Origin of the sequence: Streptomyces sp. NPDC002588, assembly GCF_040295925.1 — a bacterium.
Lineage (GTDB): Bacteria > Actinomycetota > Actinomycetes > Streptomycetales > Streptomycetaceae > Streptomyces.
Genome location: NZ_JBEOWF010000041.1, coordinates 18,246 through 42,145 on the forward strand (window position 1 = coordinate 18,246; position 23,900 = coordinate 42,145).

Annotated in this window: 25 protein-coding genes; 14 read left to right on the plus strand and 11 right to left on the minus strand. The window is 70.2% G+C overall.

Features of this window, described 5'->3' with window-relative positions:
• The first annotated feature begins 52 nt into the window (after positions 1–52).
• A complete protein-coding gene (locus tag ABT057_RS36435) occupies positions 53–904 on the plus strand; it encodes a hypothetical protein (protein ID WP_352348166.1) in 852 nt (283 codons plus the stop codon).
• A 33-nt stretch (positions 905–937) separates the two neighbouring features.
• Here ABT057_RS36435 and pgl read toward each other — a convergent pair whose 3' ends face one another.
• Genes pgl through tkt form a run of 5 tightly spaced genes read right to left on the minus strand, consistent with a single transcriptional unit; the run spans position 938 to position 7,690 of the window.
• Positions 938–1,720 carry a 6-phosphogluconolactonase gene (gene pgl, locus ABT057_RS36440; RefSeq protein WP_352348167.1) on the minus strand — a complete coding sequence of 261 codons (783 nt, stop codon included), beginning with the start codon at positions 1,718–1,720 and terminating at the stop codon, positions 938–940.
• Entirely contained in the window at positions 1,717–2,910 is a 1,194-nt protein-coding gene (opcA, locus tag ABT057_RS36445; protein WP_352348168.1) for a glucose-6-phosphate dehydrogenase assembly protein OpcA, read from the minus strand. Before opcA ends, pgl begins: the two co-directional genes overlap by 4 nt.
• Positions 2,907–4,445, minus strand: a complete 1,539-nt coding sequence (zwf, locus tag ABT057_RS36450; RefSeq protein WP_352348169.1) for a glucose-6-phosphate dehydrogenase — start codon at positions 4,443–4,445, stop codon at positions 2,907–2,909. Before zwf ends, opcA begins: the two co-directional genes overlap by 4 nt.
• Positions 4,446–4,449: 4 nt before the next feature.
• Complete coding sequence (tal, locus tag ABT057_RS36455) at positions 4,450–5,568, minus strand: transaldolase (RefSeq protein ID WP_352348170.1); 1,119 nt, start codon at positions 5,566–5,568, stop codon at positions 4,450–4,452.
• 34 nt (positions 5,569–5,602) lie between these two features.
• Positions 5,603–7,690 (minus strand): transketolase, encoded by a 2,088-nt coding sequence (tkt, locus tag ABT057_RS36460; RefSeq protein WP_352348171.1) that lies wholly within the window; start codon positions 7,688–7,690, stop codon positions 5,603–5,605.
• 420 nt (positions 7,691–8,110) lie between these two features.
• On the opposite strand from tkt, the gene ABT057_RS36465 reads away from it, so the two are divergent.
• The 3 genes from ABT057_RS36465 to ABT057_RS36475 all read left to right on the plus strand — a co-directional run bounded on the left by ABT057_RS36465 (position 8,111) and on the right by ABT057_RS36475 (position 10,602).
• On the plus strand, positions 8,111–9,028 hold the full coding sequence (locus ABT057_RS36465; RefSeq protein WP_352348243.1) for a heme o synthase: 918 nt from the start codon (positions 8,111–8,113) through the stop codon (positions 9,026–9,028).
• Between the two features lie 55 nt (positions 9,029–9,083).
• Positions 9,084–9,416, plus strand: a complete 333-nt coding sequence (locus tag ABT057_RS36470; protein WP_352348172.1) for a hypothetical protein — start codon at positions 9,084–9,086, stop codon at positions 9,414–9,416.
• A gap of 79 nt (positions 9,417–9,495) precedes the next feature.
• Positions 9,496–10,602 (plus strand): amidohydrolase family protein, encoded by a 1,107-nt coding sequence (locus ABT057_RS36475; RefSeq protein WP_352348173.1) that lies wholly within the window; start codon positions 9,496–9,498, stop codon positions 10,600–10,602.
• A gap of 15 nt (positions 10,603–10,617) precedes the next feature.
• Here the strand turns inward: ABT057_RS36475 and ABT057_RS36480 are convergent, their stop codons facing one another.
• The 4 genes from ABT057_RS36480 to ABT057_RS36495 form a co-directional block, all read right to left on the minus strand.
• A complete protein-coding gene (locus tag ABT057_RS36480; RefSeq protein ID WP_352348244.1) occupies positions 10,618–11,628 on the minus strand; it encodes a COX15/CtaA family protein in 1,011 nt (336 codons plus the stop codon).
• A 46-nt stretch (positions 11,629–11,674) separates the two neighbouring features.
• Positions 11,675–12,445 (minus strand): ABC transporter permease, encoded by a 771-nt coding sequence (locus ABT057_RS36485; protein WP_352348174.1) that lies wholly within the window; start codon positions 12,443–12,445, stop codon positions 11,675–11,677.
• Positions 12,442–13,365 carry an ABC transporter ATP-binding protein gene (locus ABT057_RS36490; protein ID WP_352348175.1) on the minus strand — a complete coding sequence of 308 codons (924 nt, stop codon included), beginning with the start codon at positions 13,363–13,365 and terminating at the stop codon, positions 12,442–12,444. The genes ABT057_RS36485 and ABT057_RS36490 overlap by 4 nt, the downstream gene beginning before the upstream one ends.
• Positions 13,366–13,472: 107 nt before the next feature.
• A complete protein-coding gene (locus ABT057_RS36495) occupies positions 13,473–14,264 on the minus strand; it encodes an AAC(3) family N-acetyltransferase (protein ID WP_352348176.1) in 792 nt (263 codons plus the stop codon).
• 184 nt (positions 14,265–14,448) lie between these two features.
• Here ABT057_RS36495 and ABT057_RS36500 point away from each other — a divergent pair, with 184 nt between their 5' ends.
• From ABT057_RS36500 to ABT057_RS36535, 8 genes are read left to right on the plus strand one after another with little or no spacing between them, the layout of a single operon-like run.
• Positions 14,449–15,201: a helix-turn-helix transcriptional regulator gene (locus ABT057_RS36500; protein ID WP_352348177.1), complete on the plus strand. Its 753-nt coding sequence runs from the start codon at positions 14,449–14,451 to the stop codon at positions 15,199–15,201.
• A complete protein-coding gene (sufB, locus tag ABT057_RS36505) occupies positions 15,198–16,619 on the plus strand; it encodes a Fe-S cluster assembly protein SufB (RefSeq protein WP_352348178.1) in 1,422 nt (473 codons plus the stop codon). Before ABT057_RS36500 ends, sufB begins: the two co-directional genes overlap by 4 nt.
• A 59-nt stretch (positions 16,620–16,678) precedes the next feature.
• Positions 16,679–17,896: a Fe-S cluster assembly protein SufD gene (gene sufD / locus ABT057_RS36510; RefSeq protein ID WP_502974026.1), complete on the plus strand. Its 1,218-nt coding sequence runs from the start codon at positions 16,679–16,681 to the stop codon at positions 17,894–17,896.
• Entirely contained in the window at positions 17,896–18,216 is a 321-nt protein-coding gene (locus ABT057_RS36515; protein WP_352348179.1) for a non-heme iron oxygenase ferredoxin subunit, read from the plus strand. Before sufD ends, ABT057_RS36515 begins: the two co-directional genes overlap by 1 nt.
• A gap of 7 nt (positions 18,217–18,223) precedes the next feature.
• The gene (sufC, locus tag ABT057_RS36520; protein ID WP_352348180.1) at positions 18,224–18,988 is read left to right on the plus strand and encodes a Fe-S cluster assembly ATPase SufC; all 765 of its coding nucleotides are present in this window, start codon (positions 18,224–18,226) and stop codon (positions 18,986–18,988) included.
• Complete coding sequence (locus ABT057_RS36525) at positions 18,985–20,241, plus strand: cysteine desulfurase (protein ID WP_352348181.1); 1,257 nt, start codon at positions 18,985–18,987, stop codon at positions 20,239–20,241. The genes sufC and ABT057_RS36525 overlap by 4 nt, the downstream gene beginning before the upstream one ends.
• A gap of 18 nt (positions 20,242–20,259) precedes the next feature.
• Positions 20,260–20,727, plus strand: coding sequence for a Fe-S cluster assembly sulfur transfer protein SufU (gene sufU / locus ABT057_RS36530; RefSeq protein ID WP_352348182.1), 468 nt, complete (start codon positions 20,260–20,262; stop codon positions 20,725–20,727).
• Positions 20,724–21,056: a metal-sulfur cluster assembly factor gene (locus ABT057_RS36535; protein ID WP_037743875.1), complete on the plus strand. Its 333-nt coding sequence runs from the start codon at positions 20,724–20,726 to the stop codon at positions 21,054–21,056. The genes sufU and ABT057_RS36535 overlap by 4 nt, the downstream gene beginning before the upstream one ends.
• Before the next feature lie 63 nt (positions 21,057–21,119).
• Here the strand turns inward: ABT057_RS36535 and ABT057_RS36540 are convergent, their stop codons facing one another.
• Positions 21,120–21,986 carry an AbfB domain-containing protein gene (locus ABT057_RS36540; protein ID WP_352348183.1) on the minus strand — a complete coding sequence of 289 codons (867 nt, stop codon included), beginning with the start codon at positions 21,984–21,986 and terminating at the stop codon, positions 21,120–21,122.
• A gap of 259 nt (positions 21,987–22,245) precedes the next feature.
• Here ABT057_RS36540 and ABT057_RS36545 point away from each other — a divergent pair, with 259 nt between their 5' ends.
• Together ABT057_RS36545 and ABT057_RS36550 are read left to right on the plus strand one after the other, a co-directional pair.
• Positions 22,246–22,566 (plus strand): DMT family transporter, encoded by a 321-nt coding sequence (locus tag ABT057_RS36545; RefSeq protein WP_352348184.1) that lies wholly within the window; start codon positions 22,246–22,248, stop codon positions 22,564–22,566.
• The gene (locus tag ABT057_RS36550; RefSeq protein WP_352348185.1) at positions 22,566–23,123 is read left to right on the plus strand and encodes a TetR/AcrR family transcriptional regulator; all 558 of its coding nucleotides are present in this window, start codon (positions 22,566–22,568) and stop codon (positions 23,121–23,123) included. Before ABT057_RS36545 ends, ABT057_RS36550 begins: the two co-directional genes overlap by 1 nt.
• Positions 23,124–23,202: 79 nt before the next feature.
• Here the strand turns inward: ABT057_RS36550 and ABT057_RS36555 are convergent, their stop codons facing one another.
• Entirely contained in the window at positions 23,203–23,841 is a 639-nt protein-coding gene (locus ABT057_RS36555; protein WP_352348186.1) for a TetR/AcrR family transcriptional regulator, read from the minus strand.
• Positions 23,842–23,900: the final 59 nt, after the last annotated feature.

The window sequence follows — 23,900 nt, forward strand, 5'->3', positions numbered from 1 at the left end:
ATTCCTTGTAGACTCCCGGGCGATCATGCACACGATCGTTCGGGAGCCTCAAGTGGGTAATGCGCACCGCAGGAGCTGGACCGACGGCAGTCTGACGGCCCGGTCCTTCCTGCTGCCCCATCGCGTGGCCCGCGCGGTGTTCCACCCCGCCTGGATCCCCGAACCGCTCGACCCGACCGTGGAGCGGCTCAAGCGGGCCAGAGTGGCCGCCGGATTCTTCGCGGCCCTCGGCGTCCACTTCTTCGTCGGGGCCCGGTTGGCCTGGGACGACCTGCCGAGGAACGCCGCGACCGCATCGGCCGTGCTGTTCTGCGTCACCCCGCTGGCGACCGGTGCGATGCTCCTGGTCTGGCGTCGCGGCGGTACCGTGCGCCGGCTGCGGGCGAGACTCTTCGACTCGCTCAAACTGCTCTCGCTTTTCACTGCCTCGGCCTTCGTCTGTATCGCGCTGTTCGCGTTCGGCGACATGCTCGGGACGCTCCCGAAGATCGTCCTGAGCGCCCTGGGCCTGTGGACGGCCTTCTTCGTGATAGCGGGCGCTGTCCGGCTCACCGGCAACTTCTTCGGCACCGCCGCCGTACACCGCTGTCTGCCGCCGCTGCTGGCCACCGTGACGACCTGGCTGATGGCGGTCCCCGACATCGTCACCGCCGACACGCACGGCCTGGGCCGCGTGCCGGGCGCCACCTTCGTCCTGGGCGCCCCGGTGACGGTCACGGCGATCGCCCTGCTGGAGACCCGCCGCCTCCGGAAGCGCTACGGCATCCGGCTCACGGTCCACCCGGCCACGCTTGCGAGCGTCCCGGGACCGGCCCAGCCCACGCCGGGCCCGTGGACCCCGCCGGCGACATCGCCGTACACCCGGTACAGCGCCCACAACGGCCGGAACCCGTACGGCGGTTGACCGTACGGGTTCCGTGCGGGAGGGACGACTGCCTCAGGGGGAGGCGGGCGGGTACAGCGACCTGGGCAGCCGGGAGGCCGCCGACTGGTCCAGGAGCCACAGGGTGCGGGCCCGGCCGCGGGCGCCCGCCGCCGGGGCCTGGATCTCGCCCGCGCCCGAGAGGGCGATCGCCGCGGCCTGCGCCTTGTCCTCGCCGGCCGCCAGCAGCCACACCTCACGCGCCGCCCGGATGGCCGGCAGGGTCAGCGTGACCCGGGTCGGCGGGGGCTTCGGCGCGCCGTGCACACCGACCACCGTGCGCTCGGTCTCCCGCACGGCCGGCAGCTCGGGGAAGAGCGAGGCCACATGGGTGTCCGGGCCCACGCCCAGCATCAGGACGTCGAAGGTGGGCACCGCGCCATGGTTCTCGGGGACGGCCGCACGGGCCAGCTCCTCGGCGTACGCCTCCGCGGCGGCCTCGACGTCGGCGCCGTACGGACCGTCGGACGCGGGCATGGCGTGCACGCGCTTCGGGTCCAGGGGCACCGCGTCCAGCAGGGCCTCGCGGGCCTGCGTGACATTGCGTTCCGGGTCGCCCTCGGGCAGGAAGCGCTCGTCGCCCCACCACAGGTCGAGCCGGCCCCAGTCGATCGCGTCCCGGGCGGGCGCCGCGGCCAGGGCGGCCAGCAGGCCGTTGCCGTTGCGGCCGCCCGTGAGGACCACGGAGGCGGAGCCCCGGGAGGCCTGCGCGTCCACGATCTTCGTGATCAGCCGGGCCGCGGCGGCCTGGGCCATCAGTTCCTTGTCGTGGTGCACGACCAACTGCGGGGCGTTCACTTCGCCGCCGCCTTCGAGGGCAGGCCGGAAGGGAGCTGCTTCAGCGATGCCGGCGCCGCCCCTTCCTTCCCGGAAGCTTCCTCAGGTGCTTCGAGGCCGCCCGGTGCTCCTTTGGCCGGCTCGGCTTCTTTGACGGGCTCGGCGTCGACCTCGGCCTTCTCGACCGCGACCTCGGCCTTCTCGACCGCCGCTCCGGCCTTCTCGACCGCGGCCACGGCCCTCGCGACCGCGTCCCCGTTCGGCTCCCGCACCGCCGCCGCGGCCGACGCGTTCAGCCGCTCCACCCCGAACCGCAGGGCCGAGGCGTACGTGTCGTCCGGGTCGAGCCGGCGCAGCTCCTCCGCGATCAGCTCGGCCGTGTCGCGGCGCTTGAGCGCCACCGCACGGTCGGGCTGGCCCTCGATGGAGAGCGTGGCCAGCGAGCCGTCGGCCCGGTCCAGTGTGATCGGCCCGGACGAGGTCGCCATGCGCACGGCGGTGAGCCCGGGGCCGTTCGACAGCGAGCGCCTGACGGGGACGTCCAGCCGGTCCGCGAGCCACATGGCGAGCAGTTCGCAGCTCGGGTTGAACTCCTCGCCCTCCACCTCGACCGACCGCACCTCGCAGGTGACCTGGTCCAGGGCCGCGGCCAGCATCGAGCGCCACGGCGTGATGCGGGTCCAGGACAGGTCCGTGTCACCGGGGGTGTAGGTGTCGGAGCGGGCGCCGAGCTCGCGCACCGGCTGCTCGGAGGCGTAGGTGTCGGTGACGCGGCGCTGGGCCAGCGCGCCGAGCGGGTCGGCGGCCGGGTCGAGCGGGGCGTTCACCGGCCACCAGACGACCACGGGGGCGTCGGGCAGCAGCAGCGGCAGGACCACCGACTGGGCGTGGTCGGAGACCTCGCCGTACAGCCGCAGCACGACCGTCTCGCCGGTGCCCGCGTCCGCGCCCACCCGCACCTCGGCGTCGAGCCGCGAATGGGTGCGGTCGCGCGGGGTGCGGGAGACGCGCTTGATGACCACGAGCGTGCGCGAGGGGTGCTCGCGGGAGGCGTCGTTGGCGGCCTTCAGCGCGTCGTAGGCGTTCTCCTCGTCGGTGACGATGACCAGCGTGAGCACCATGCCCACGGCCGGGGTGCCGATGGCCCGGCGGCCCTGGACCAGCGCCTTGTTGATCTTGCTGGCGGTGGTGTCCGTGAGGTCTATCTTCATGGCCGGCGCCAGCTCCGTCCGTCTCGTTCGAGCATCTCGTCCGCCTCGACGGGCCCCCAGGTACCGGACGGGTACTGGGCGGGCTTGCCGTGCTTGTCCCAGTACTCCTCGATCGGGTCGAGGATCTTCCAGGACAGCTCCACCTCTTCCGTGCGGGGGAAGAGGTTCGAGTCGCCGAGGAGGACGTCGAGGATGAGGCGCTCATAGGCCTCGGGCGAGGACTCCGTGAAGGACTCGCCGTAGGCGAAGTCCATGGACACGTCCCGGATCTCCATCGAGGTGCCGGGCACCTTGGAGCCGAAGCGGACGGTCACGCCCTCGTCGGGCTGGACGCGGATGACGATCGCGTTCGACCCGAGTTCCTCGGTGGCCGTCGTGTCGAACGGGGAGTGCGGGGCCCGCTGGAAGACGACCGCGATCTCCGTCACCCGGCGGCCCAGCCGCTTGCCGGTGCGCAGGTAGAAGGGGACGCCCGCCCAGCGGCGGTTGTCGACCTCCACCTTGATCGCGGCATAGGTGTCGGTCTTCGACTTCGGGTCGATGCCGTCCTCTTCGAGATAGCCGATGGCCTTCTCGCCACCCTGCCAGCCGGCCGCGTACTGACCGCGCACGGTGTCCCGGCCGAGGTCCTCGGGCAGCCGCACGGCCCCGAGCACCTTGGTCTTCTCTGCGGCCAGCGCGTCCGCGTCGAAGGAGGCGGGCTCCTCCATGGCGGTGAGTGCCATGAGCTGGAGCAGGTGGTTCTGGATGACGTCCCGGGCGGCGCCGATGCCGTCGTAGTAGCCGGCGCGGCCGCCGATGCCGATGTCCTCGGCCATGGTGATCTGCACGTGGTCGACGAAGGACCGGTTCCAGATCGGCTCGAACATGGTGTTGGCGAAGCGCAGCGCCAGGATGTTCTGGACGGTCTCCTTGCCCAGGTAGTGGTCGATGCGGAAGACCTGGTCCGGGGCGAAGACCTCGTGGACGACCTTGTTGAGCTCCTCGGCCGACCTCAGGTCGTGGCCGAAGGGCTTCTCGATGACCGCGCGCCGCCAGGAGTCCTTCGTCTGGTCGGCCAGCCCGTGCTTCTTCAGCTGCTGGATGACCACCGGGAAGGAGCGCGGCGGTACGGAGAGGTAGAAGGCGAAGTTGCCGCCCGTGCCCTGCGCCTTGTCGAGCTCGTCGATCGTCGCCCGCAGGCGCTCGAACGCGTCGTCGTCGTCGAAGGTGCCCTGCACGAAGCGCATGCCCTGGATGAGCTGCTGCCAGACCTCCTCGCGGAAGGGCGTGCGGGCGTGCGCCTTGACGGCGTCGTGGACCTCGGCGGCGAAGTCCTCGTGCTCCCACTCGCGGCGGGCGAAGCCGACCAGGGAGAAGCCCGGCGGCAGCAGACCCCGGTTGGCGAGGTCGTACACGGCGGGCATGAGCTTCTTCCGGGACAGATCGCCCGTCACGCCGAAGATGACCAGGCCCGACGGCCCCGCGATACGCGGGAGCCGTCGGTCCGCGGGGTCACGGAGCGGGTTCGCTCCGGAACCGGAAAGGGGCGACAAGAGTTCAGCCCTCCGAGGGGGCGAGGCGCTCCAGCTCCGCCTCGGTCGACTTGAGCAGGTCGTTCCAGGACGCCTCGAACTTCTCGACGCCCTCGTCCTCGAGGAGCTGCACCACGTCGGCGTACGCGATCCCGAGCTTCTCGACCGCGTCGAGGTCGGCGCGGGCCTGCTCGTAGGTGCCGGTGATGGTGTCGCCGGTGATCTCGCCCCGCTCCTCGGTGGCGAACAGGGTGGCCTCCGGCATGGTGTTCACCGTGTTGGGCGCCACCAGCTCGTCGACGTACAGGGTGTCCTTGTACGCCGGGTCCTTCACACCGGTGGAGGCCCACAGCGGACGCTGCTTGTTGGCGCCGGCGCTCTCCAGCTTGCGCCAGCGGTCGGTCCCGAAGACCTCCTCGTACGCCTGGTAGGCGAGCCGGGCGTTGGCGAGGGCGGCCTTGCCGCGCGCGGCCTTGGCCTCGTCGGTGCCCAGGGCGTCCAGGCGCTTGTCGATCTCGGTGTCGACGCGGGACACGAAGAAGGACGCCACCGAGTGGATGAGGGAGAGGTCGAGGCCCTTCTCCTTCGCCTTCTCGAGGCCCGCCAGGTAGGCGTCCATGACCTCGCGGTAGCGCTCGAGGGAGAAGATCAGCGTGACGTTGACGCTGATGCCGTTGCCGATGACCTCGGTGATCGCCGGCAGACCCGCCTTGGTGGCCGGGATCTTGATCAGCGTGTTGGGGCGGTCGACCAGCCAGGCCAGCTGCTTGGCCTCGGCGACCGTCGCCCGGGTGTTGTGCGCGAGGCGCGGGTCGACCTCGATCGACACCCGGCCGTCCTGGCCGCCGGTGGCGTCGAAGACCGGGCGCAGGATGTCGGCGGCGTCGCGGACGTCCGCCGTGGTGATCATGCGGATGGCCTCTTCGACGGTGACCTTGCGGGCGGCGAGGTCGGCGACCTGCTGCTCGTAGCCGTCGCCGCCGCTGATGGCCTTCTGGAAGATCGACGGGTTGGTGGTGACGCCCACGACGTGCTGCTGGTCGATCAGCTCGGCGAGGTTGCCGGACGTGATCCGCTTGCGCGACAGGTCGTCCAGCCAGATCGCGACGCCCTCCTCGGAGAGGCGCTTCAGTGCGTCTGTCATGGAAATTGCATCTCCTACGTGTCGTATGTGAGCGTCAGCGCCGGGCGTCGGCGAGGGATTCCCGCGCCTTCGCGGCCACGTTCTCGGCAGTGAAGCCGTACTCCTGGAAAAGGACCTTGCCGTCTGCCGAAGCACCGAAGTGCTCCAGGGAAACGATGCGGCCGGCTTCGCCGACGTACTTGTGCCAGGTCAGACCGATTCCGGCCTCGACCGCGACGCGGGCCTTCACGTTCGGCAGCAGGACGCTGTCCCGGTACCCCTGGTCCTGCTCCTCGAACCACTCCACGGACGGCATGGACACCACCCGGGTCGGCACCCCGTCGGCCTCGAGCCGCTCACGGGCCTCGACGGCGACGTGCACCTCGGAGCCGGTGGCGATGAGGATGACCTCCGGCGTCCCGCCGGAGGCGTCGAACAGCGTGTAACCGCCGCGTGCCGCGTCCTCGTCGGGCTCGTACGTCGGCACACCCTGGCGGGTGAGGGCGAGGCCGTGCGGGGCGCCCTTGCCGAAGACCTTGGTGTAGCGCCTGAGGATCTCGCGCCAGGCGATCACGGTCTCGTTGGCGTCGGCCGGGCGGACCACGTTCAGGCCCGGGATGGCGCGCAGCGAGGCGAGGTGCTCGATCGGCTGGTGCGTCGGGCCGTCCTCGCCGAGGCCGATGGAGTCGTGCGTCCAGACGTACGTCACCGGCAGGTGCATCAGCGCCGAGAGCCGGACGGCGTTGCGCATGTAGTCGGAGAACACCAGGAACGTGCCGCCGTAGACACGGGTGTTGCCGTGCAGTGCGATGCCGTTCATCTCCGCGGCCATGGAGTGTTCGCGGATGCCGAAGTGGATCGTGCGGCCGTAGGGGTTCGCCTCCGTCAGCGGGTTGTCCGCCGGGAGGAACGACGACGTCTTGTCGATGGTGGTGTTGTTGGAGCCTGCCAGGTCGGCCGAGCCGCCCCACAGCTCCGGAATGACCGCGCCGAGCGCCTGGAGCACCTTGCCGGACGCGGCACGGGTGGCGACGGACTTGCCGGGCTCGAAGACCGGGAGCTTCTCCTCCCAGCCGGCCGGCAGCTCGCCCGCGGCGACACGGTCGAACTCGGCGGCGCGCTCGGTGTTGTTGTCGCGCCAGAGCTGGAAGGACTTCTCCCACTCCGCCTTCGCGTCGGCACCCCGGTCGAGGGCCTTGCGGGTGTGGGCGATGACCTCGTCGGCGACCTCGAAGGACTGCTCCGGGTCGAAGCCCAGAACGCGCTTGGTCGCGGCCACCTCGTCGTCACCCAGCGCCGAGCCGTGCGCGGCCTCGGTGTTCTGGGCGTTCGGGGCGGGCCAGGCGATGATCGAGCGCATCGCGATGAAGGACGGCTTGTCCGTCACCTTCTTCGCGGCCTCGATCGCGTTGTAGATGGCGTGCGGGTCGAGGTCGCCGTCCGGCTTCGGGGCGATCCGCTGCACATGCCAGCCGTAGGCCTCGTACCGCTTGACGGTGTCCTCGGAGACGGCCGTCTCGGTGTCGCCCTCGATCGAGATGTGGTTGTCGTCCCACAGCAGGACCAGGTTGCCGAGCTTCTGGTGGCCGGCCAGCGAGGACGCCTCGGCGGAGATGCCCTCCTGGAGGCAGCCGTCACCCGCGATCACGTACACGAAGTGGTCGAAGGGCGACTCGCCCTGCGGGGTGTCGGGGTCGAACAGACCGCGCTCGTAGCGGGCGGCCATCGCCATGCCGACGGCGTTGGCGACACCCTGGCCCAGCGGGCCGGTCGTCGTCTCCACGCCCGTGGTGTGGCCGTACTCCGGGTGACCCGGCGTCTTCGAACCCCACGTGCGGAACGACTTCAGGTCGTCCAGCTCCAGGCCGAAACCGGCCAGGTACAGCTGGGTGTAGAGGGTCAGGGACGAGTGGCCCGCGGACAGCACGAACCGGTCGCGGCCCACCCAGTCGGCGTCCGCCGGGTCGTGCCGCATCACCTTCTGGAAGAGGGTGTAGGCGGCAGGCGCCAGGCTCATCGCCGTACCGGGATGGCCGTTGCCGACCTTCTGTACGGCGTCGGCGGCCAGGACGCGGGCGGTGTCGACGGCCCGCTGGTCCAACTCGGTCCACTCGAGGTCTGTTGTGGTCGGCTTGGTGCTCACCCTGGGTCAGGGCTCCTCTCCACATGTCACGCATGTCGAAATGTCACGCATGTCGAATACCGGTGCACGCGGCGCCCACCGGCCGTTGTCGAGCCTACCCCCGTAGGTACGTCCGTTTTTTCGAGTCATGGCAGGAGTCGTTCCCGACTGCCCGGGCCGCCGGGGATCGGCCTCCCGACCGGGAACTCTCCTGTTCAGCATGTGAATACGGAGGTGCTCGTACGAGTGCTCAACAGAGTGCCGTACGGCTCTTCCGCGAGCCCCGCCCAACACGACCCCACCCCCGCGAATGCCCGGGTCTGGGCAACGTCTACAGTGGCGTGGTACGCGCGAGCCTTCGCCCCGCATTCACATGGGGAGGCTTGCTGGGAGTCTCTGTCAGGGGTGTGCGTGACGGCCGTTGAATCCCGTCCGGTAGGGATGATCGGGACGAGCCAGAGCCCGAGCCGACGGCCGCCGAAGGCCCGGGTCATGGGGTTCGTGGCGCTGACCAAGCCGCGGATCATCGAGCTGCTGCTGATCACCACCGTTCCGGTGATGTTCCTGGCGCAGCAGGGTGTCCCGGACCTCGGTCTGGTGCTCCTGACCTGCGTCGGCGGCTACCTCTCCGCGGGCGGTGCCAACGCCCTGAACATGTACATCGACCGGGACATCGACGCACTGATGGACCGCACCTCGCAGCGTCCGCTGGTCACCGGGATGGTCAGCCCGCGCGAGTGCCTCGCCTTCGGCATCACCCTCGCGATCGGTTCGACCCTGCTGTTCGGGCTGACCGTCAACTGGCTGTCCGCCTGGCTGTCGCTCGGAGCGCTCCTCTTCTACGTCGTCGTCTACACGATGATCCTCAAGCGGCGCACCTCGCAGAACATCGTGTGGGGCGGCATCGCCGGCTGCATGCCGGTGCTGATCGGCTGGTCGGCCGTGACGGACTCGGTGTCCTGGGCGCCGGTCATCCTCTTCCTCGTCATGTTCTTCTGGACGCCGCCGCACTACTGGCCGCTCTCCATGAAGGTCAAGGACGACTACGCGCGCGTGGGCGTGCCGATGCTGCCGGTCGTCGCCTCCAACAAGGTGGTCGCCAAGCAGATCGTCCTCTACAGCTGGGTGATGGTCGCCGTCTCGCTGCTGCTGACCCCGCTGGGCTACACCGGCTGGTTCTACACCTCGGTGGCGCTGGTGGCCGGCGGCTGGTGGCTGTGGGAGGCGCACGCGCTGCAGAACCGTGCGAAGGCCGAGGTCACGGGCGGGAAGCTGAAGGAGATGCGGCTGTTCCACTGGTCGATCACCTATGTCTCGCTGCTGTTCGTGGCGGTCGCCGTGGACCCCTTCCTGAGGTAAGCGTCACGCCCCCCGGCCGTCGCCGATCGAACTACCCGTCGGTAGCATCCTGGTCATGGCAGAAACTCAGCAGGTCGACGCGAAGGCCGAGCGCAGGGCCGCCCGCCTCACCAAGCAGATCAACGCCTTCGCCAAGGAGCACGGCGGCGCCGAGGCACAGGTCGCCCACATCGGCGAACGCGGCGCCCGGATCGTGCTCGTCGGCGAGGACGGCGGCTGGGGCGACCTCGTGGCCCCCTCGGTGGAGATCGCCGGGCAGGCCGTCGAGAAGGCCGGGGTCACGGTCCACGAGTCCTTCGACGGCGAGTTCGCGGCGAAGGTGAGGACGGGACCGTACGAGTGGACCCGCATGGCAGGCATCCAGCTCGGCGGCCCCAAGAACGGCTGAGTCCGTCTGCGGCACTACCTGACAGCCGGTTCACCCGTTAGGACCTTAGGAGTACGAGGTCCAGTCAGCGGGAGTCCCGATGATCGAAACGCCGTCCCTGGTGGACCAGTACTGCCACGGCGTCCTGAGAACGGAGCTGGGTCTCGGCACGTTCGAGGCCCAGCTGGCGCGCACCGAGGGTCCGCCGGCCCCGGGCACGACCCTGTTCGACACCCAGACCGGGTTCGCGGTGCGCCGCTGGTGCCCGCCGCTGCTCGGCCTGGAACCGCACTGCCCGCCCGCCCGCTATCTCGCCAGACGCCGGGAACTCGGCGTCCTGGAGGCGGGCCGCAGACTGTTGCGCGGCAGCGGCATCACCACCTACCTCGTCGACACCGGACTGCCCGGCGACCTCACCGGACCGGACGAACTGGCCCTGGCGGGAGCCGCCGAGGCGCGCGAGATCGTGCGTCTGGAACTCCTCGCCGAGCAGGTCGCCGACACCTCCGGAACCGTCGAGTCCTTCCTCGCCAACCTCGCCGAGGCGGTCCACTCCGCCGCCGCGAACGCCGTCGCCTTCACCTCCGTCGCGGGAGTCCGGCACGGCCTGGCGCTGGCGCCCCAGCCGCCGGGGCCCGGGGAGGTGCGGGGAGCGGCGGGCCGCTGGCTGGCCGCCCGCCCGGTCGGCGGCGAGCTGAGCGACCCCGTACTGCTGCGGCACCTGCTGTGGATCGCCGTCGCCTCGGGACTGCCGCTCCAGCTGCACGCCGGGCTCGGTGAGCCGGGCCTGCGCATCGACCGCACCGACCCGATGCTGCTGACGGACTTCGTCCGGGCGACGGCCGGCCTCGGCACCGACCTGATCCTGCTCCACGGCTACCCCTACCACCGCCAGGCCGCCCATCTGGCCGGGATCTTCCCGCATGTCCACGCCGATGCCGGCGCCGCACTCGTGCGCATCGGCGCCCGCGCCGCGACGGTCCTCGCGGAGATCCTGGAACTGGCCCCCTTCGGCAAGATCCTGTTCTCCAGCGGAGCCCAGGGCCTGCCCGAACTGCATGTCGTCGGAGCGCGCCTGTTCCGCGAGGCGCTGGACCGGGTGCTGGGCACCTGGGTCGCCGAGGGCGCGTGGTCGCTGACGGACGCGCAGCGGGTGGCGGGGATGGTGGCGGCGGGGAACGCGCGGCGGGTGTACGGGCTCGGGTGAAGGGCCGGGGAGAGGCTACGAGGGGGAGCCGACCGTGGCCTCCGCCGCCGGTCCCGGCAGCTCGATCGTGGTCTCCGGGCGCTCGCGCAGCGCCAGCAGGACCCGCAGCACGGCGATCCACACCAGGGCCGAGCCGAGCATGTGCACGCCGACCAGGGCCTCGGGCAGGTTGGTGAAGTACTGGACGTACCCGACGACACCCTGGGCGAGCAGCACCAGGAACAGGTCCCGGGTGCGGTCCAGCGGGTCCTTGGGGGAGTCGACCGCCTTGAGGACGAACCACAGGGCGAAGGTCAGCGACACCACGATCCACGCCAGTACGGCGTGCACCTTGCTGACCGTCTCCCAGTCCAGGGGCATCCGCTCGACCTCGCTGGAGTCGCCCGCGTGCGGGCCCGCGCCGGTCACCACCGTGCCGACCAGGATCAGCAGCACCGAGGCGGCGACCAGGAACCACACCAGCTGCCGGACGGCTCCGCCGACCAGCGGACGGCTCTCCCCGTCGCCCTCCCGTGTGCGCTGCCACATCACCGTGGCGACCGCGATCAGGGCGGATGTGGCCACGAAGTGCGCGGCCACCGTGTAGGGGTTCAGGCCGACGAGGACGACGATCCCGCCGAGGATCGCGTTGCTCATCACGATCCAGAACTGCGCCCAGCCGAGCCGGGTCAGGCTCCGGCGGTACGGCTTCTGCGAGCGCGCGGCGATGATCGCCCAGCCGACCGCCGCGCACAGCACGTACGTCAGCATGCGGTTGCCGAACTCGATGGCGCCGTGGAAGCCCATCGCGCCGGTCGCGGTGAGCGAGTCGTCGGTGCACTTGGGCCAGGTCGGGCAGCCGAGGCCGGAGCCGGTCAGCCGCACGGCGCCGCCGGTGACCACGATGACCACCGACATCACGAGCGCGGCGAGCGCCGCCCGCCGGACCGTCCGGGGTCGGGGGGTCCAGCGGGTGGCGATGAAGGCGAGGGGGTTGCGCAGGGCCGCCAAGGCGTCGGCGCGGGTCACGTTCGGCACGCCCACCATCGTAGGCCGCCGCTTGTGCACGCTTTCACGAGGGTCGCTCACGGGCTCATTCCCAGCGGAAGAACCGGCCTGCCGCCGCCAGCGCGGCGACCGCCCACACCGTGAGAATCCCCAGGTCACCCCACGGTGTCCCGGCCCCGTGCTGGAGCACGTCCCGCAGTCCGTCCGACAGCGCCGAGATCGGCAGCAGCCCCAGGACGTCCTGGACACCGGACGGGAACTTGTCCAGCGGGACGATGACCCCGCCGCCCACGAGCAGCAGCAGGAAGACCAGGTTGGCGGCGGCCAGGGTCGCCTCCGCCTTCAGGGTGCCCGCCATCAGCAGGCCGAGGCCGGAGAAGGCGGCGGTGCCGAGGATCAGCAGGAGCAGGACGGCGAGCGGGTTTCCGTGCGGGTCCCAGCCCAGCGCGAAGGCGATCACCGTGAGGAGGATCACCTGCAGGACCTCCGTGACCAGCACCGACGCCGTCTTCGCGGTCATCAGGCCCCAGCGGGGGAGGGGGGAGGAGGCGAGCCGCTTCAGGACGCCGTAGCGGCGCTCGAAGCCCGTCGCGATGGCCTGGCCGGTGAAGGCCGTGGACATGACCGCGAGCGCGAGGACGCCGGGGGTGAGGAAGTCCACCGCCTCGCCCGCCCCGGTGTCGATGATGTCCACGCCGCTGAACAGGACCAGCAGCAGCGTCGGGATCACCACGGTGAGCAGCAGCTGCTCACCGTTGCGCAGGAGCATCTTCGTCTCCAGCGCCGCCTGGGCCGCGATCATGCGGGGGAGGGGCGCCGCCCCCGGCTCGGGGGAGTAGAGGCCGGTGGCGGTCACGAACGCAGCTCCTTGCCGGTCAGTTCGAGGAAGACGTCCTCCAGGGTGTGCCGTTCCACCGAGATGCGGTCCGGCATCACGCCGTGCTGCGCGCACCACGACGTCACCGTCGCCAGCAGCTGGGGGTCGATCTTGCCCATCACCCGGTAGGAGCCCGGGGTCAGTTCGGCCGCGGAGGAGTCCGCGGGCAGGGCCTTGAGCAGGGACGCGACGTCGAGGCCGGGCCGGCCGGTGAACCGCAGGGTGTTCTCGGCGCCGCCGCGGCACAGCTCCTCCGGGGAGCCCTGGGCGATGGCCCGGCCCGCGTCGATGATCGCCACGTCGTCGGCGAGCTGCTCGGCCTCGTCCATGTAGTGGGTGGTGAGGATGACCGAGACGCCGTCCGCGCGCAGGTCCCGGACCAGGTCCCAGGTGGCGCGGCGGGCCTGCGGGTCCAGGCCGGCGGTGGGCTCGTCCAGGAACACCAGCTCCGGGCGGCCCACGACCGCCATCGCCAGCGCGAGGCGCTGCTGCTGGCCGCCGGACAGCCGCCGGTACGTGGTGCGGCCGCAGGAGCCGAGGCCGAGCCGTTCGATCAGCGCGTCCACGTCCAGCGGGTGGGCGTGCAGCTTGGCCACGTGCCGCAGCATCTCGTCGGCCCGCGCGCCCGAGTACACGCCCCCGGACTGCAGCATCACCCCGATCCGGGGCCGCAGCCCGGAGGCCTGCCGCACCGGGTCGAGCCCCAGCACGCGCACCTCGCCGGAGTCCGGTCTGCGGTATCCCTCGCAGGTCTCGATCGTCGTCGTCTTCCCGGCGCCGTTGGGGCCGAGTACGGCGGTGACGCCCGGCCGGGCCGTCAGATCGAGGCCGTCCACCGCGGTCTTCGTCCCGTACCGCTTCACCAGGGCCTGGACCCGGACGACAGGCTCAGTTCGCATGGGTCCAGAGTCTAGGTTCGCCGGTGCGGGCTCGGACGTGGGGGTCCCCCCGCTCGAGCGGAGCCGAGAGTGGGGGAGGGTACGGGAACCGGCCACACCCGTCGGTCCTACTCCTCGCGGGGCCGGTGCACGGCCAGCCACCGCTCGGCGTAGGCGACGGCGTCCGCGACCGGAAACAGCCGTACGTCGGCCGCGCCCACCTTGCCCCGTACGACGGTCCTGTCCCGCTCGAAGTCGTAGCCGAGCTCGTCGAACCGGTCGGAGTCGATCGACACCTCGGTCACCACCTCCCAGCCGGCGGCCCCGGGCCTGCCGATCTCCACCAGCGGGGCCGGGATCCGGTACTCGGCCAGGTGGAAGCTGGTGCAGGTGCCGTATCCCGCGCCGAGGAGCAGCACCCGCGCGCCCAGCCTCTCCAGTCGGGCGAGCGGACTGCGCTCGCCCAGCCGGCAGTCGGGCGCGTGCCCGTCGACGATCTCGGCCGCCCGTGGTCCGAGCGCCGCGAACGAGGTCTGCGGGTGCGCGCTGCGCAGGGCGCCGGGCCAGGTGCGCAGGGTCTCCGGTATCACGCCCGTCCCTCGGGAGGGGGTGACGAGGGGGTCGTACGCGGGCATGGTGACGCGGATCGTCTCCCACCACTCCTCCGGCACGGGAGGACGGCGCCACTCCGCGGGGTCGGACAGGTCGCCGGTCTGGGTGGGGACCACGAGTGTGCCGTCCGGGCCGATCGCGTCCAGAAGTCCCCGGACGACCGCCACGGCGCCTCCGCAGACCCAGCCGAGTGCCCGCATGGACGAATGGACCAGGAGGATTTCTCCTGGTTCGACGCCCAGGGCGCGCAGCTGGGCCGTGAGGGTCTCGCGGGTGACAAGTGGGCCGGTGGGAGGGGGTGTGGGCATGGTTCGGCAGTGTCCTCGCACAGGGAGTCCGGGGCCAGTGAATTAAGCGGCCCGTTCGCGGCCCGCTGATCGATCAAAGATCGTTTGCGCAGGTCGGATTAGGTATGCCTAAGTGACGCAGGGCACCGCCGGTCGCTCCGGGCGCGGCTTGCCTGCCTCGAAGGAATTACGCAACAATGGCGTTGTGAAAAACGTCGGCGAGGCTCGGGAGACCCCCACGGGGGCCCCTCAGGAGGAGCTCGCGGCTGGGTTGCGTTCGGACCGGTCCACCCGCAACCGGGTCGCGCGGTCCATCCTGGACCACGGGCCCTCCACCGTCACCGAGCTGGCCGGACGGCTGGGGCTCACCCCCGCCGCCGTCCGCCGCCACCTCGACGCGCTGGTCGCCGACGACGTCGTGGAGGCCCGCGAGCAGCGGGTGTACGGAGCGCGGACCCGCGGTCGCCCCGCGAAGGTCTTCGCCCTCACCGACTGCGGCCGGGACGCCTTCGACCAGTCCTACGACGCGCTCGCCGCCGACGCCCTGCGCTGGATCCAGGAGCGCTTCGGCGGGGACGAGGCCGTCGTCGCCTTCGCACGCGCGCGGATCGCCGAACAGGCCGCCGCGTACCGCGAGGCGATCGAGGCCGCCGCCCCCGAAGAGCGGACGGAAGCCCTGGCCAAGGCCCTGAGCGTGGACGGGTACGCTGCTACGGCGCGTAGCGCACCGGTCGGCGAACAGCTCTGCCAGCACCACTGCCCCGTCGCCCACGTCGCGGAGAAGTTCCCGCAGCTCTGTGAGGCGGAGACCGAGATCTTCTCCCAGCTGCTCGGAACCCACGTCCAGCGACTGGCGACCATCGCGCACGGTGACGGCGTCTGCACGACGTTCATCCCCAAAGTTTCCACAACCACCCACAACGCATCTGCAAGCACGGCCGGGAGGAACCCCGCATGACTCTCCCCACGGAGACTGCCCACCCCGAACTCGAGGGCCTGGGTAAGTACGAATACGGCTGGGCCGACTCCGACACCGCCGGTGCCTCTGCGCGGCGCGGCATCAACGAGGACGTCGTCACCGACATCTCCTCGAAGAAGTCCGAGCCGGAGTGGATGACCAAGCTCCGTCTCAAGGGCCTGAAGCTGTTCTCGAAGAAGCCCATGCCGAACTGGGGCTCCGACCTCTCCGGCATCGACTTCGACAACATCAAGTACTTCGTGCGCTCCACGGAGAAGCAGGCGGAGTCCTGGGAGGACCTGCCCGAGGACATCAAGAACACCTACGACAAGCTCGGCATCCCGGAGGCGGAGAAGCAGCGCCTCGTCGCGGGCGTCGCGGCCCAGTACGAGTCGGAGGTCGTCTACCACCAGATCCGCGAGGACCTGGAGGAGCAGGGCGTCATCTTCCTCGACACCGACACCGCGCTGAAGGAGCACCCGGAGCTCTTCAAGGAGTACTTCGGGACCGTCATCCCCGCCGGTGACAACAAGTTCGCGGCCCTGAACACCGCCGTGTGGTCGGGCGGCTCCTTCATCTACGTCCCCAAGGGCGTGCACGTCGAGATCCCGCTCCAGGCCTACTTCCGGATCAACACGGAGAACATGGGCCAGTTCGAGCGGACCCTGATCATCGTCGACGAGGGCGCCTACGTGCACTACGTCGAGGGGTGCACCGCCCCGATCTACAAGAGCGACTCCCTGCACAGCGCGGTCGTCGAGATCATCGTCAAGAAGAACGCCCGCTGCCGCTACACGACCATCCAGAACTGGTCGAACAACGTCTACAACCTGGTCACCAAGCGCGCCGTCGCCTACGAGGGCGCGACCATGGAGTGGATCGACGGCAACATCGGCTCCAAGGTGACGATGAAGTACCCGGCCGTCTACCTGATGGGCGAGCACGCCAAGGGCGAGACCCTCTCCATCGCCTTCGCGGGCGAGGGCCAGCACCAGGACGCCGGCTCCAAGATGGTCCACATGGCGCCGAACACCTCCTCCAACATCGTCTCCAAGTCGGTGGCGCGCGGCGGCGGCCGTACCTCCTACCGCGGTCTCGTCGAGATCGGCGAGGGCGCCCACGGCTCCAAGTCCAACGTGCTGTGCGACGCGCTGCTCGTCGACACCATCTCCCGCTCCGACACGTACCCCTACGTGGACGTCCGCGAGGACGACGTGTCCATGGGCCACGAGGCGACCGTCTCCAAGGTCTCCGAGGACCAGCTCTTCTACCTGATGAGCCGCGGTATGAGCGAGTTCGAGGCGATGGCGATGATCGTGCGCGGCTTCGTCGAGCCCATCGCGAAGGAGCTGCCGATGGAGTACGCGCTGGAGCTCAACCGGCTGATCGAGCTGCAGATGGAAGGCGCGGTCGGCTGACCGCCCTCACGAGAAGCAGCAGCAGATTTCTGACGTAGGAAGAGAGCAAACCGACAGCCATGGCTGAGGCTCAGAACTCCCCCACCCTCAACTCCGTTCGGGCGGGGGGACCCCCACCCGCGGGGTCGACCACCGCGGGCGCGATCGCGGTCGCCGCCGAGTCGACCGTCGCCACGCGCATGAGCGCGCCCCCGTCCTACGACGTGGCGGACTTCCCGGTCCCGCACGGCCGCGAGGAGGAGTGGCGGTTCACCCCGCTGGAGCGCCTGCGCGGGCTGCACGACGGCACCGCCACCGCGACCGGCGACGGAGTGAAGGTCACCGTGGAGGCCCCCGAGGGCGTCACCGTCGAGCTCGTCGGCCGTGACGACGCCCGGATCGGCAGGGCGGGCGTCCCGGCCGACCGCGTCACCGCCCAGGCCTACTCCGCCTTCGAGAAGGCCGGCGTGATCACCGTCCCCAAGGAGACGGTCCTCACCGAGCCGGTCCGGATCGCGGTGCACGGCGAGGGCGGCACCTCCTTCGCCCACCAGGTGATCGAGCTCGGGGCCTTCGCCGAGGCCGTCGTCGTCATCGACCACACCGGTGACGCCGTCGTCGCGGCCAACGTCGACTACGTCCTGGGCGACGGTGCCAAGCTGACCGTCGTCTCCGTCCAGGACTGGGACGACAAGGCCGTCCACGTCGCCCAGCACAACGCCCTGATCGGCCGGGACGCCTCCTTCAAGTCGGTCGTCGTGACCTTCGGCGGCGACCTCGTACGCCTTCACCCGCGCGTGTCCTACGCGGGCACCGGCGGCGAGGCCGAGCTGTTCGGCCTGTACTTCACCGACGCCGGCCAGCACCAGGAGCACCGCCTGCTGGTCGACCACAACGTCCCGCACTGCAAGTCCAACGTCGTCTACAAGGGCGCGCTCCAGGGCGACGACGCGCACGCCGTGTGGATCGGTGACGTGCTCATCGAGGCCAAGGCCGAGGGCACCGACACCTACGAGATGAACCGCAACCTCGTCCTCACGGACGGCGCGCGCGTCGACTCGGTGCCCAACCTGGAGATCGAGACCGGTGAGATCGTCGGCGCCGGCCACGCCTCCGCCACCGGCCGCTTCGACGACGAGCAGCTCTTCTACCTGATGGCCCGCGGCATCCCGGCCGACGAGGCCCGCCGCCTGGTGGTCCGCGGCTTCTTCGCCGAACTGGTCCAGCAGATCGGTGTCCCGGACATCGAGGAGCGCCTGCTCGGCAAGATCGAGACCGAGCTCGAGGCCACGGTCTGATGGCCGGCTTCGTACGCGCCTGCGGGCTGAGCGAGCTGGAGGAGGACACCCCGAAAAGGGTGGAACTCGACGGCACGCCGGTCTCGGTCGTGCAGACCGCCGGGGAGGTGTTCGCCATCCACGACATCTGCTCCCACGCCAACGTCTCGCTCTCCGAGGGCGAGGTGGAGGACTGCCAGATCGAGTGCTGGCTGCACGGCTCCAGCTTCGACCTCCGCACCGGCAAGCCGTCCGGCCTTCCCGCGACGCGCCCCGTCCCCGTATACCCCGTAAAGATCGAAGGGGACGACGTGCTCGTCTCCCTCACCCAGGAGTCCTGAGGCACCCATGGCAACGCTTGAAATCCGAGACCTGCACGTCACCGTCGAGGCCGACAACGCCACGAAGGAGATCCTCAAGGGCGTCGACCTGACCGTGAAGCAGGGCGAGACGCACGCCATCATGGGCCCCAACGGCTCCGGCAAGTCGACCCTCGCCTACTCCCTCGCGGGTCACCCGAAGTACACGATCACCGAGGGCACCGTGCTGCTCGACGGCGAGGACGTCCTCGGGATGTCCGTCGACGAGCGCGCCCGCGCCGGCCTCTTCCTGGCCATGCAGTACCCGGTCGAGGTCCCCGGCGTCTCGGTCTCCAACTTCCTGCGCACCTCCGCCACCGCCATCCGCGGCGAGGCCCCCAAGCTGCGCACCTGGGTGAAGGAGGTCAAGGAGACCATGGAGCGCCTCAACATGGACCCGTCCTTCGCCGAGCGCAACGTCAACGAGGGCTTCTCCGGCGGTGAGAAGAAGCGCCACGAGATCCTCCAGCTCGAGCTGCTCAAGCCGAAGATCGCGATCCTCGACGAGACCGACTCCGGCCTCGACGTCGACGCTCTTCGCATCGTCTCCGAGGGCGTCAACCGCGTCCGCGAGACCGGCGAGGTCGGCACCCTGCTGATCACGCACTACACGCGCATCCTGCGCTACATCAAGCCCGACCACGTCCATGTCTTCGCCGATGGGCGGATCGCCGAGTCCGGTGGCCCCGAACTCGCGGACAAGCTGGAGAACGAGGGCTACGAGGCATACGTGAAGGGTGGCGCATCCGCGTGACACAGCTGCCGGGCCTCCTCGACACCGAGGCGCTCCGCAAGGACTTCCCGATCCTGGACCGCCAGGTCCACGACGGTCAGAAGCTCGTGTACCTGGACAACGCGGCGACCTCGCAGAAGCCGCGCCAGGTGCTGGACGCCCTGAGCGAGTACTACGAGCGCTACAACGCCAACGTCCACCGCGGTGTGCATGTGCTCGCCGAGGAGGCCACGGCGCTGTACGAGGGCGCGCGCGACAAGGTCGCGGAGTTCGTCAACGCGCCCAGCCGCGACGAGGTGATCTTCACCAAGAACGCCTCCGAGTCGCTCAACCTCGTGGCGAACATGCTCGGCTGGGCGGACGAGCCCTACCGCGTGGACCACGAGACCGAGATCGTCATCACGGAGATGGAGCACCACTCCAACATCGTGCCGTGGCAGCTGCTCGCGCAGCGCACGGGCGCGAAACTGAAGTGGTTCGGTCTGACCGACGACGGCCGTCTGGACCTCTCCGACATCAACGAGGTCATCACCGAGAAGACGAAGATCGTCTCCTTCGTGCTGGTCTCGAACATCCTGGGCACGGTCAACCCGGTCGAGGCGATAGTGCGCCGCGCCCAGGAGGTGGGCGCCCTGGTCTGCATCGACGCTTCGCAGGCCGCCCCCCACATGCCGCTGGACGTCCAGGCCCTCCAGGCCGACTTCGTGGCCTTCACCGGCCACAAGATGTGCGGCCCGACCGGCATCGGTGTCCTGTGGGGCCGCCAGGAACTCCTGGAGGACCTGCCCCCGTTCCTGGGCGGCGGCGAGATGATCGAGACGGTGTCGATGCACTCCTCGACCTACGCGCCCGCCCCCCACAAGTTCGAGGCGGGCACCCCGCCGATCGCCCAGGCGGTCGGCCTCGGCGCGGCGATCGACTACCTCAACGCGATCGGCATGGACCGGATCCTCGCCCATGAGCACGCGCTGACCGAGTACGCCGTCAAGCGGCTGGGCGAGGTCCCGGACCTGCGGATCATCGGCCCGACCACGGCCGAGGACCGCGGGGCCGCGATCTCCTTCACCCTCGGTGACATCCACCCGCACGACGTGGGCCAGGTCCTCGACGAGCAGGGCATCGCGGTCCGGGTGGGTCACCACTGCGCCCGACCCGTCTGCCTGCGCTACGGAATTCCCGCGACCACCCGGGCGTCGTTCTATCTGTACTCCACGCCGGCCGAGATCGACGCTCTGGTCGACGGTCTGGAGCACGTACGGAACTTCTTCGGCTGAAGGGCGTGAGCTGAGACCGTGAAGCTGGACTCGATGTACCAGGAAGTCATCCTGGACCACTACAAGCACCCGCACGGGCGTGGTCTGCGGGACGGCGACGCCGAGGTGCACCACGTCAACCCCACCTGCGGCGACGAGATCACCCTGCGGGTGAAGTACGACGGCACGAGGATCGAGGACGTCTCCTACGAGGGCCAGGGCTGTTCCATCAGCCAGGCCAGCGCGTCCGTCCTCAACGAACTGCTGGTCGGCAAGGACCTGTCGGACGCGCAGAAGATCCAGGAGACCTTCCTGGAGCTGATGCAGTCCAAGGGCAGGATCGAGCCGGACGACGCGATGGAGGAGGTGCTGGAGGACGCGGTCGCGTTCGCCGGTGTCTCCAAGTACCCGGCCCGGGTGAAGTGCGCCCTCCTCAGCTGGATGGCGTGGAAGGACGCGACGGCTCAGGCTCTGGGCGGAGCCGACGCCGAAAGGGAGACGGCATGAGCGAGACCGTTGAGATGAAGCCGGCCTCGGAGGAAGAACTCCGCGAGGCGCTGTACGACGTCGTGGACCCCGAGCTGGGCATCGATGTCGTCAACCTCGGGCTGATCTACGGCATCCACATCGACGACGCGAACATCGCGACGATCGACATGACCCTGACGTCTGCGGCCTGCCCGCTGACCGACGTCATCGAGGACCAGGCCAAGTCCGCCACCGACGGCCTGGTGAACGAACTGCGCATCAACTGGGTCTGGATGCCCCCGTGGGGCCCCGACAAGATCACGGACGACGGCCGCGAGCAGCTGCGCGCGCTGGGCTTCAACGTCTGAGGTCCTCGGGCACACGAAAGCGGCGGCGCCCCCGTGGGGGGTGCCGCCGCTTTCATGTGTGTCTCAGCCCAGCCCGGCCACGAACCGGAAGGCGGAGTCCGCCCGGTACAGGCCGCTGTTCTGGTACGGGTCGAGCCGGATCTGGAAGTCCTTGTGGCGCAGATAGCGGCCCGGGTAGTTCACCGACTCCAGCATGACCGCGCCGGAGTAGGAGGAGGGACGGGCGCAGAAGGTGGCGTCCTGCTTGAACAGGCCCGAGCCGTCGTTGCGTTCGGCGCGCAGCACGAAGTTGCGGTGCCGCAGGTAGTTGCCGTCGGCCGTCTTGAACGAGAAGCAGGAGCTGTCGGTCAGCCCCTTCACCACGGTGTAGGTGGAGTCCGCCCGGGACTCCGAGCCGCGCGGCGAGTCGAGCTTCACCAGACCGCTGCTCACGTGCCAGTAGCGGTCGGGGTAGTTGACCGACTGCACCGACCGCTCGTAGCTGGACGGCGCGGGATCGGCCGGCTTCGTGGTCTTCGAAGGCGACGAGGACGGCTTCGCCGAAGTGTGCGGCTTGGGGCTGCTCTTGCTGCCCGCCTGGGGAGAGGACGAGGCGGACCCACTGCCGGAGACGGACGGAGCGGGACTCTCGCTCTTCGCGTTCTTCCCTGCCGCCCCCGCACTGCTGCTGCCGGTCGCGGACGGTGTGGCGAAGGAGATGAGCCCGGACGCGGTCTCGTCGTCGGACAACGTCTGCCCTTCACGGGCGTCCGAACTCCGGTCGGTGTCCCGGTCGTTCACGGCGATGGCCGTCACGCACGCGACGACGGTGGCCACGGCGAGAGCACCCGCGAGCCACAGGCGTCGGGTTCCGGGAGCCCGGGAGGTGTCCGGGGCCCAGCCGTTCTCCCACGGTTGATCCTGGGGCGGCCGGGACTTGTTTTCTGGCATGCGCTGTTCCTCCAGCGGCGCCCCTGACGGCTGCCGCGGCTGCGGTGGCCCGGTGTGTGAACGGTGAAACAGTAGTGGACCCCGTGGCGGGTGTTCATCCGTTTCGGCGAGCGCTTTCGATAACGCTTTCGCACTCCCGCCCGCGAACACGGACGAACTCTCCCATGAAGGCGCCCCGTTACCGCCGCTCCCGCACCGTGAGCCAGTCGTTACGTACGCACGTACACATCATCGGGCTTCGTTGTGTACGCTCGTACACATGGGATACGTGACGCTCTGCGGAGCCATCGCCGCCGAGGTGGCCGCGACGACCGCCATGAAGTACAGCGACGGCTTCAGCAGGCTCTGGCCCACCCTGGTCACGGCCGCCGGGTATGTCGTCTCGTTCGCCCTCCTCGCCCAGACCCTGAAGTCCGTGGGCATCGGCACGGCGTACGCGATCTGGGCCGGGGTGGGCACCGCGTCGATCGCCCTCCTCGGCCTGCTCCTCTTCGGCGAGACCCTCACCGTCACCAAGATCGCCGGGGTTGTGCTGATAGTGGGCGGAGTGGTCGTCCTGAACCTGGGCGGCGCCCACTGATGGCCCGCCGCTACGACCCCGAACGCCGCCAGCGGATCATCGACGCGGCCATACGGGTCGTCGGCCGCAAGGGACTGGCCGGGCTCACCCACCGCTCGGTGGCCGCCGAGGCGGACGTCCCCCTGGGCTCGACGACCTACCACTTCACCACTCTCGACGACCTGATGACGGCCGCCCTGCGCCAGGCCAACGAGGGCTTCGCCAAGGTGATCGCGGACCGCGGCGCCCTGTCCGACCCCCGTACCGACCTGCCCGCCGAACTGGCCGGCCGGCTCGGCGAATGGCTGGCCGGCGACCGCACCGGCGTGGAACTCGAATACGAGCTCTACCTCGCCGCCCTGCGCCGCCCGGCACTGCGTCCGGTGGCCGCGGAATGGGCCGACGACCTGGCCGCCCTCCTGACCCCCCGCACCGACCCGGTCACGGCCCGCGCCCTGGTGGCCCTGCTGGACGGCATCTGCCTCCAGGTACTCCTCACGGACACCCCGTACGACGAGGACCACGCCCGGGAAATGCTGGCCCGCCTCGTTCCCCCGCCCCCGCCCGCATCGCACTGAGCGCGGCGGAGGCGGGCGGACCCGACGCCCCGACCGGCGTCGGCTCCGCATCCGACGGCGACGGTCCGCGGTGCCGGCGTCACCGTTGCGCGGGCGGGACGCCGACCAGCTTCGTCAGGAAGCGGTCCACCTGTTCCTCCAGCGCGGGCCAGGGCAGCTCGGGTTGGTTGACGCGCAGGGAGACCGCGCCGTGGACGGCCGTGCGCAGGTCCAGGGAGACGGTCTCCGCGTCACCGTGTGGCACCAGCCCGGCGTCCATGCACCGCCGGATCGCCGCGGTCGTGCGCTCGGACATGTCGTCCTTGAAGGACATGTCCGAGCGCCGGTTGAGCGTGCTCTCGTGCAGCACTTTGTAGAGCCCCGGGTGCTCGCGGGACCACGTGCCGAGCAGCGCCGTGCGGGCCCGCAACGCGGCCACGGGATCGGCGGCGCCCGACTCCGCGTCGTCCACCGCGCGCAGCAGGCCCGCGTGGCAGTGCTCCAGCGCGGCCAGCACCAGTGCGTCACGGTCGGCGAAGTGGATGTAGACGGAGGTCGCGGCGATGCCCACCTCGCGGGCGACCGCGCGCAGCGACAGCGCCTGGTCGTCGGCGAGTTCGTCCAGCAGCCGGAGTGCCGCGTCGACGATCTCGGCGCGCAGCCGCTCGCCCTGGCCGCGCGGGTTGCGGCCGCGCGGCGCGGTACGGGCGGGCTTCCGGCCCGGGGTGGTCGCGTCCATGGTCCGGCATTGTATTGGACGGACTGTAGGGCTACGCTCGTAGCCTTACAGTCGTAGCC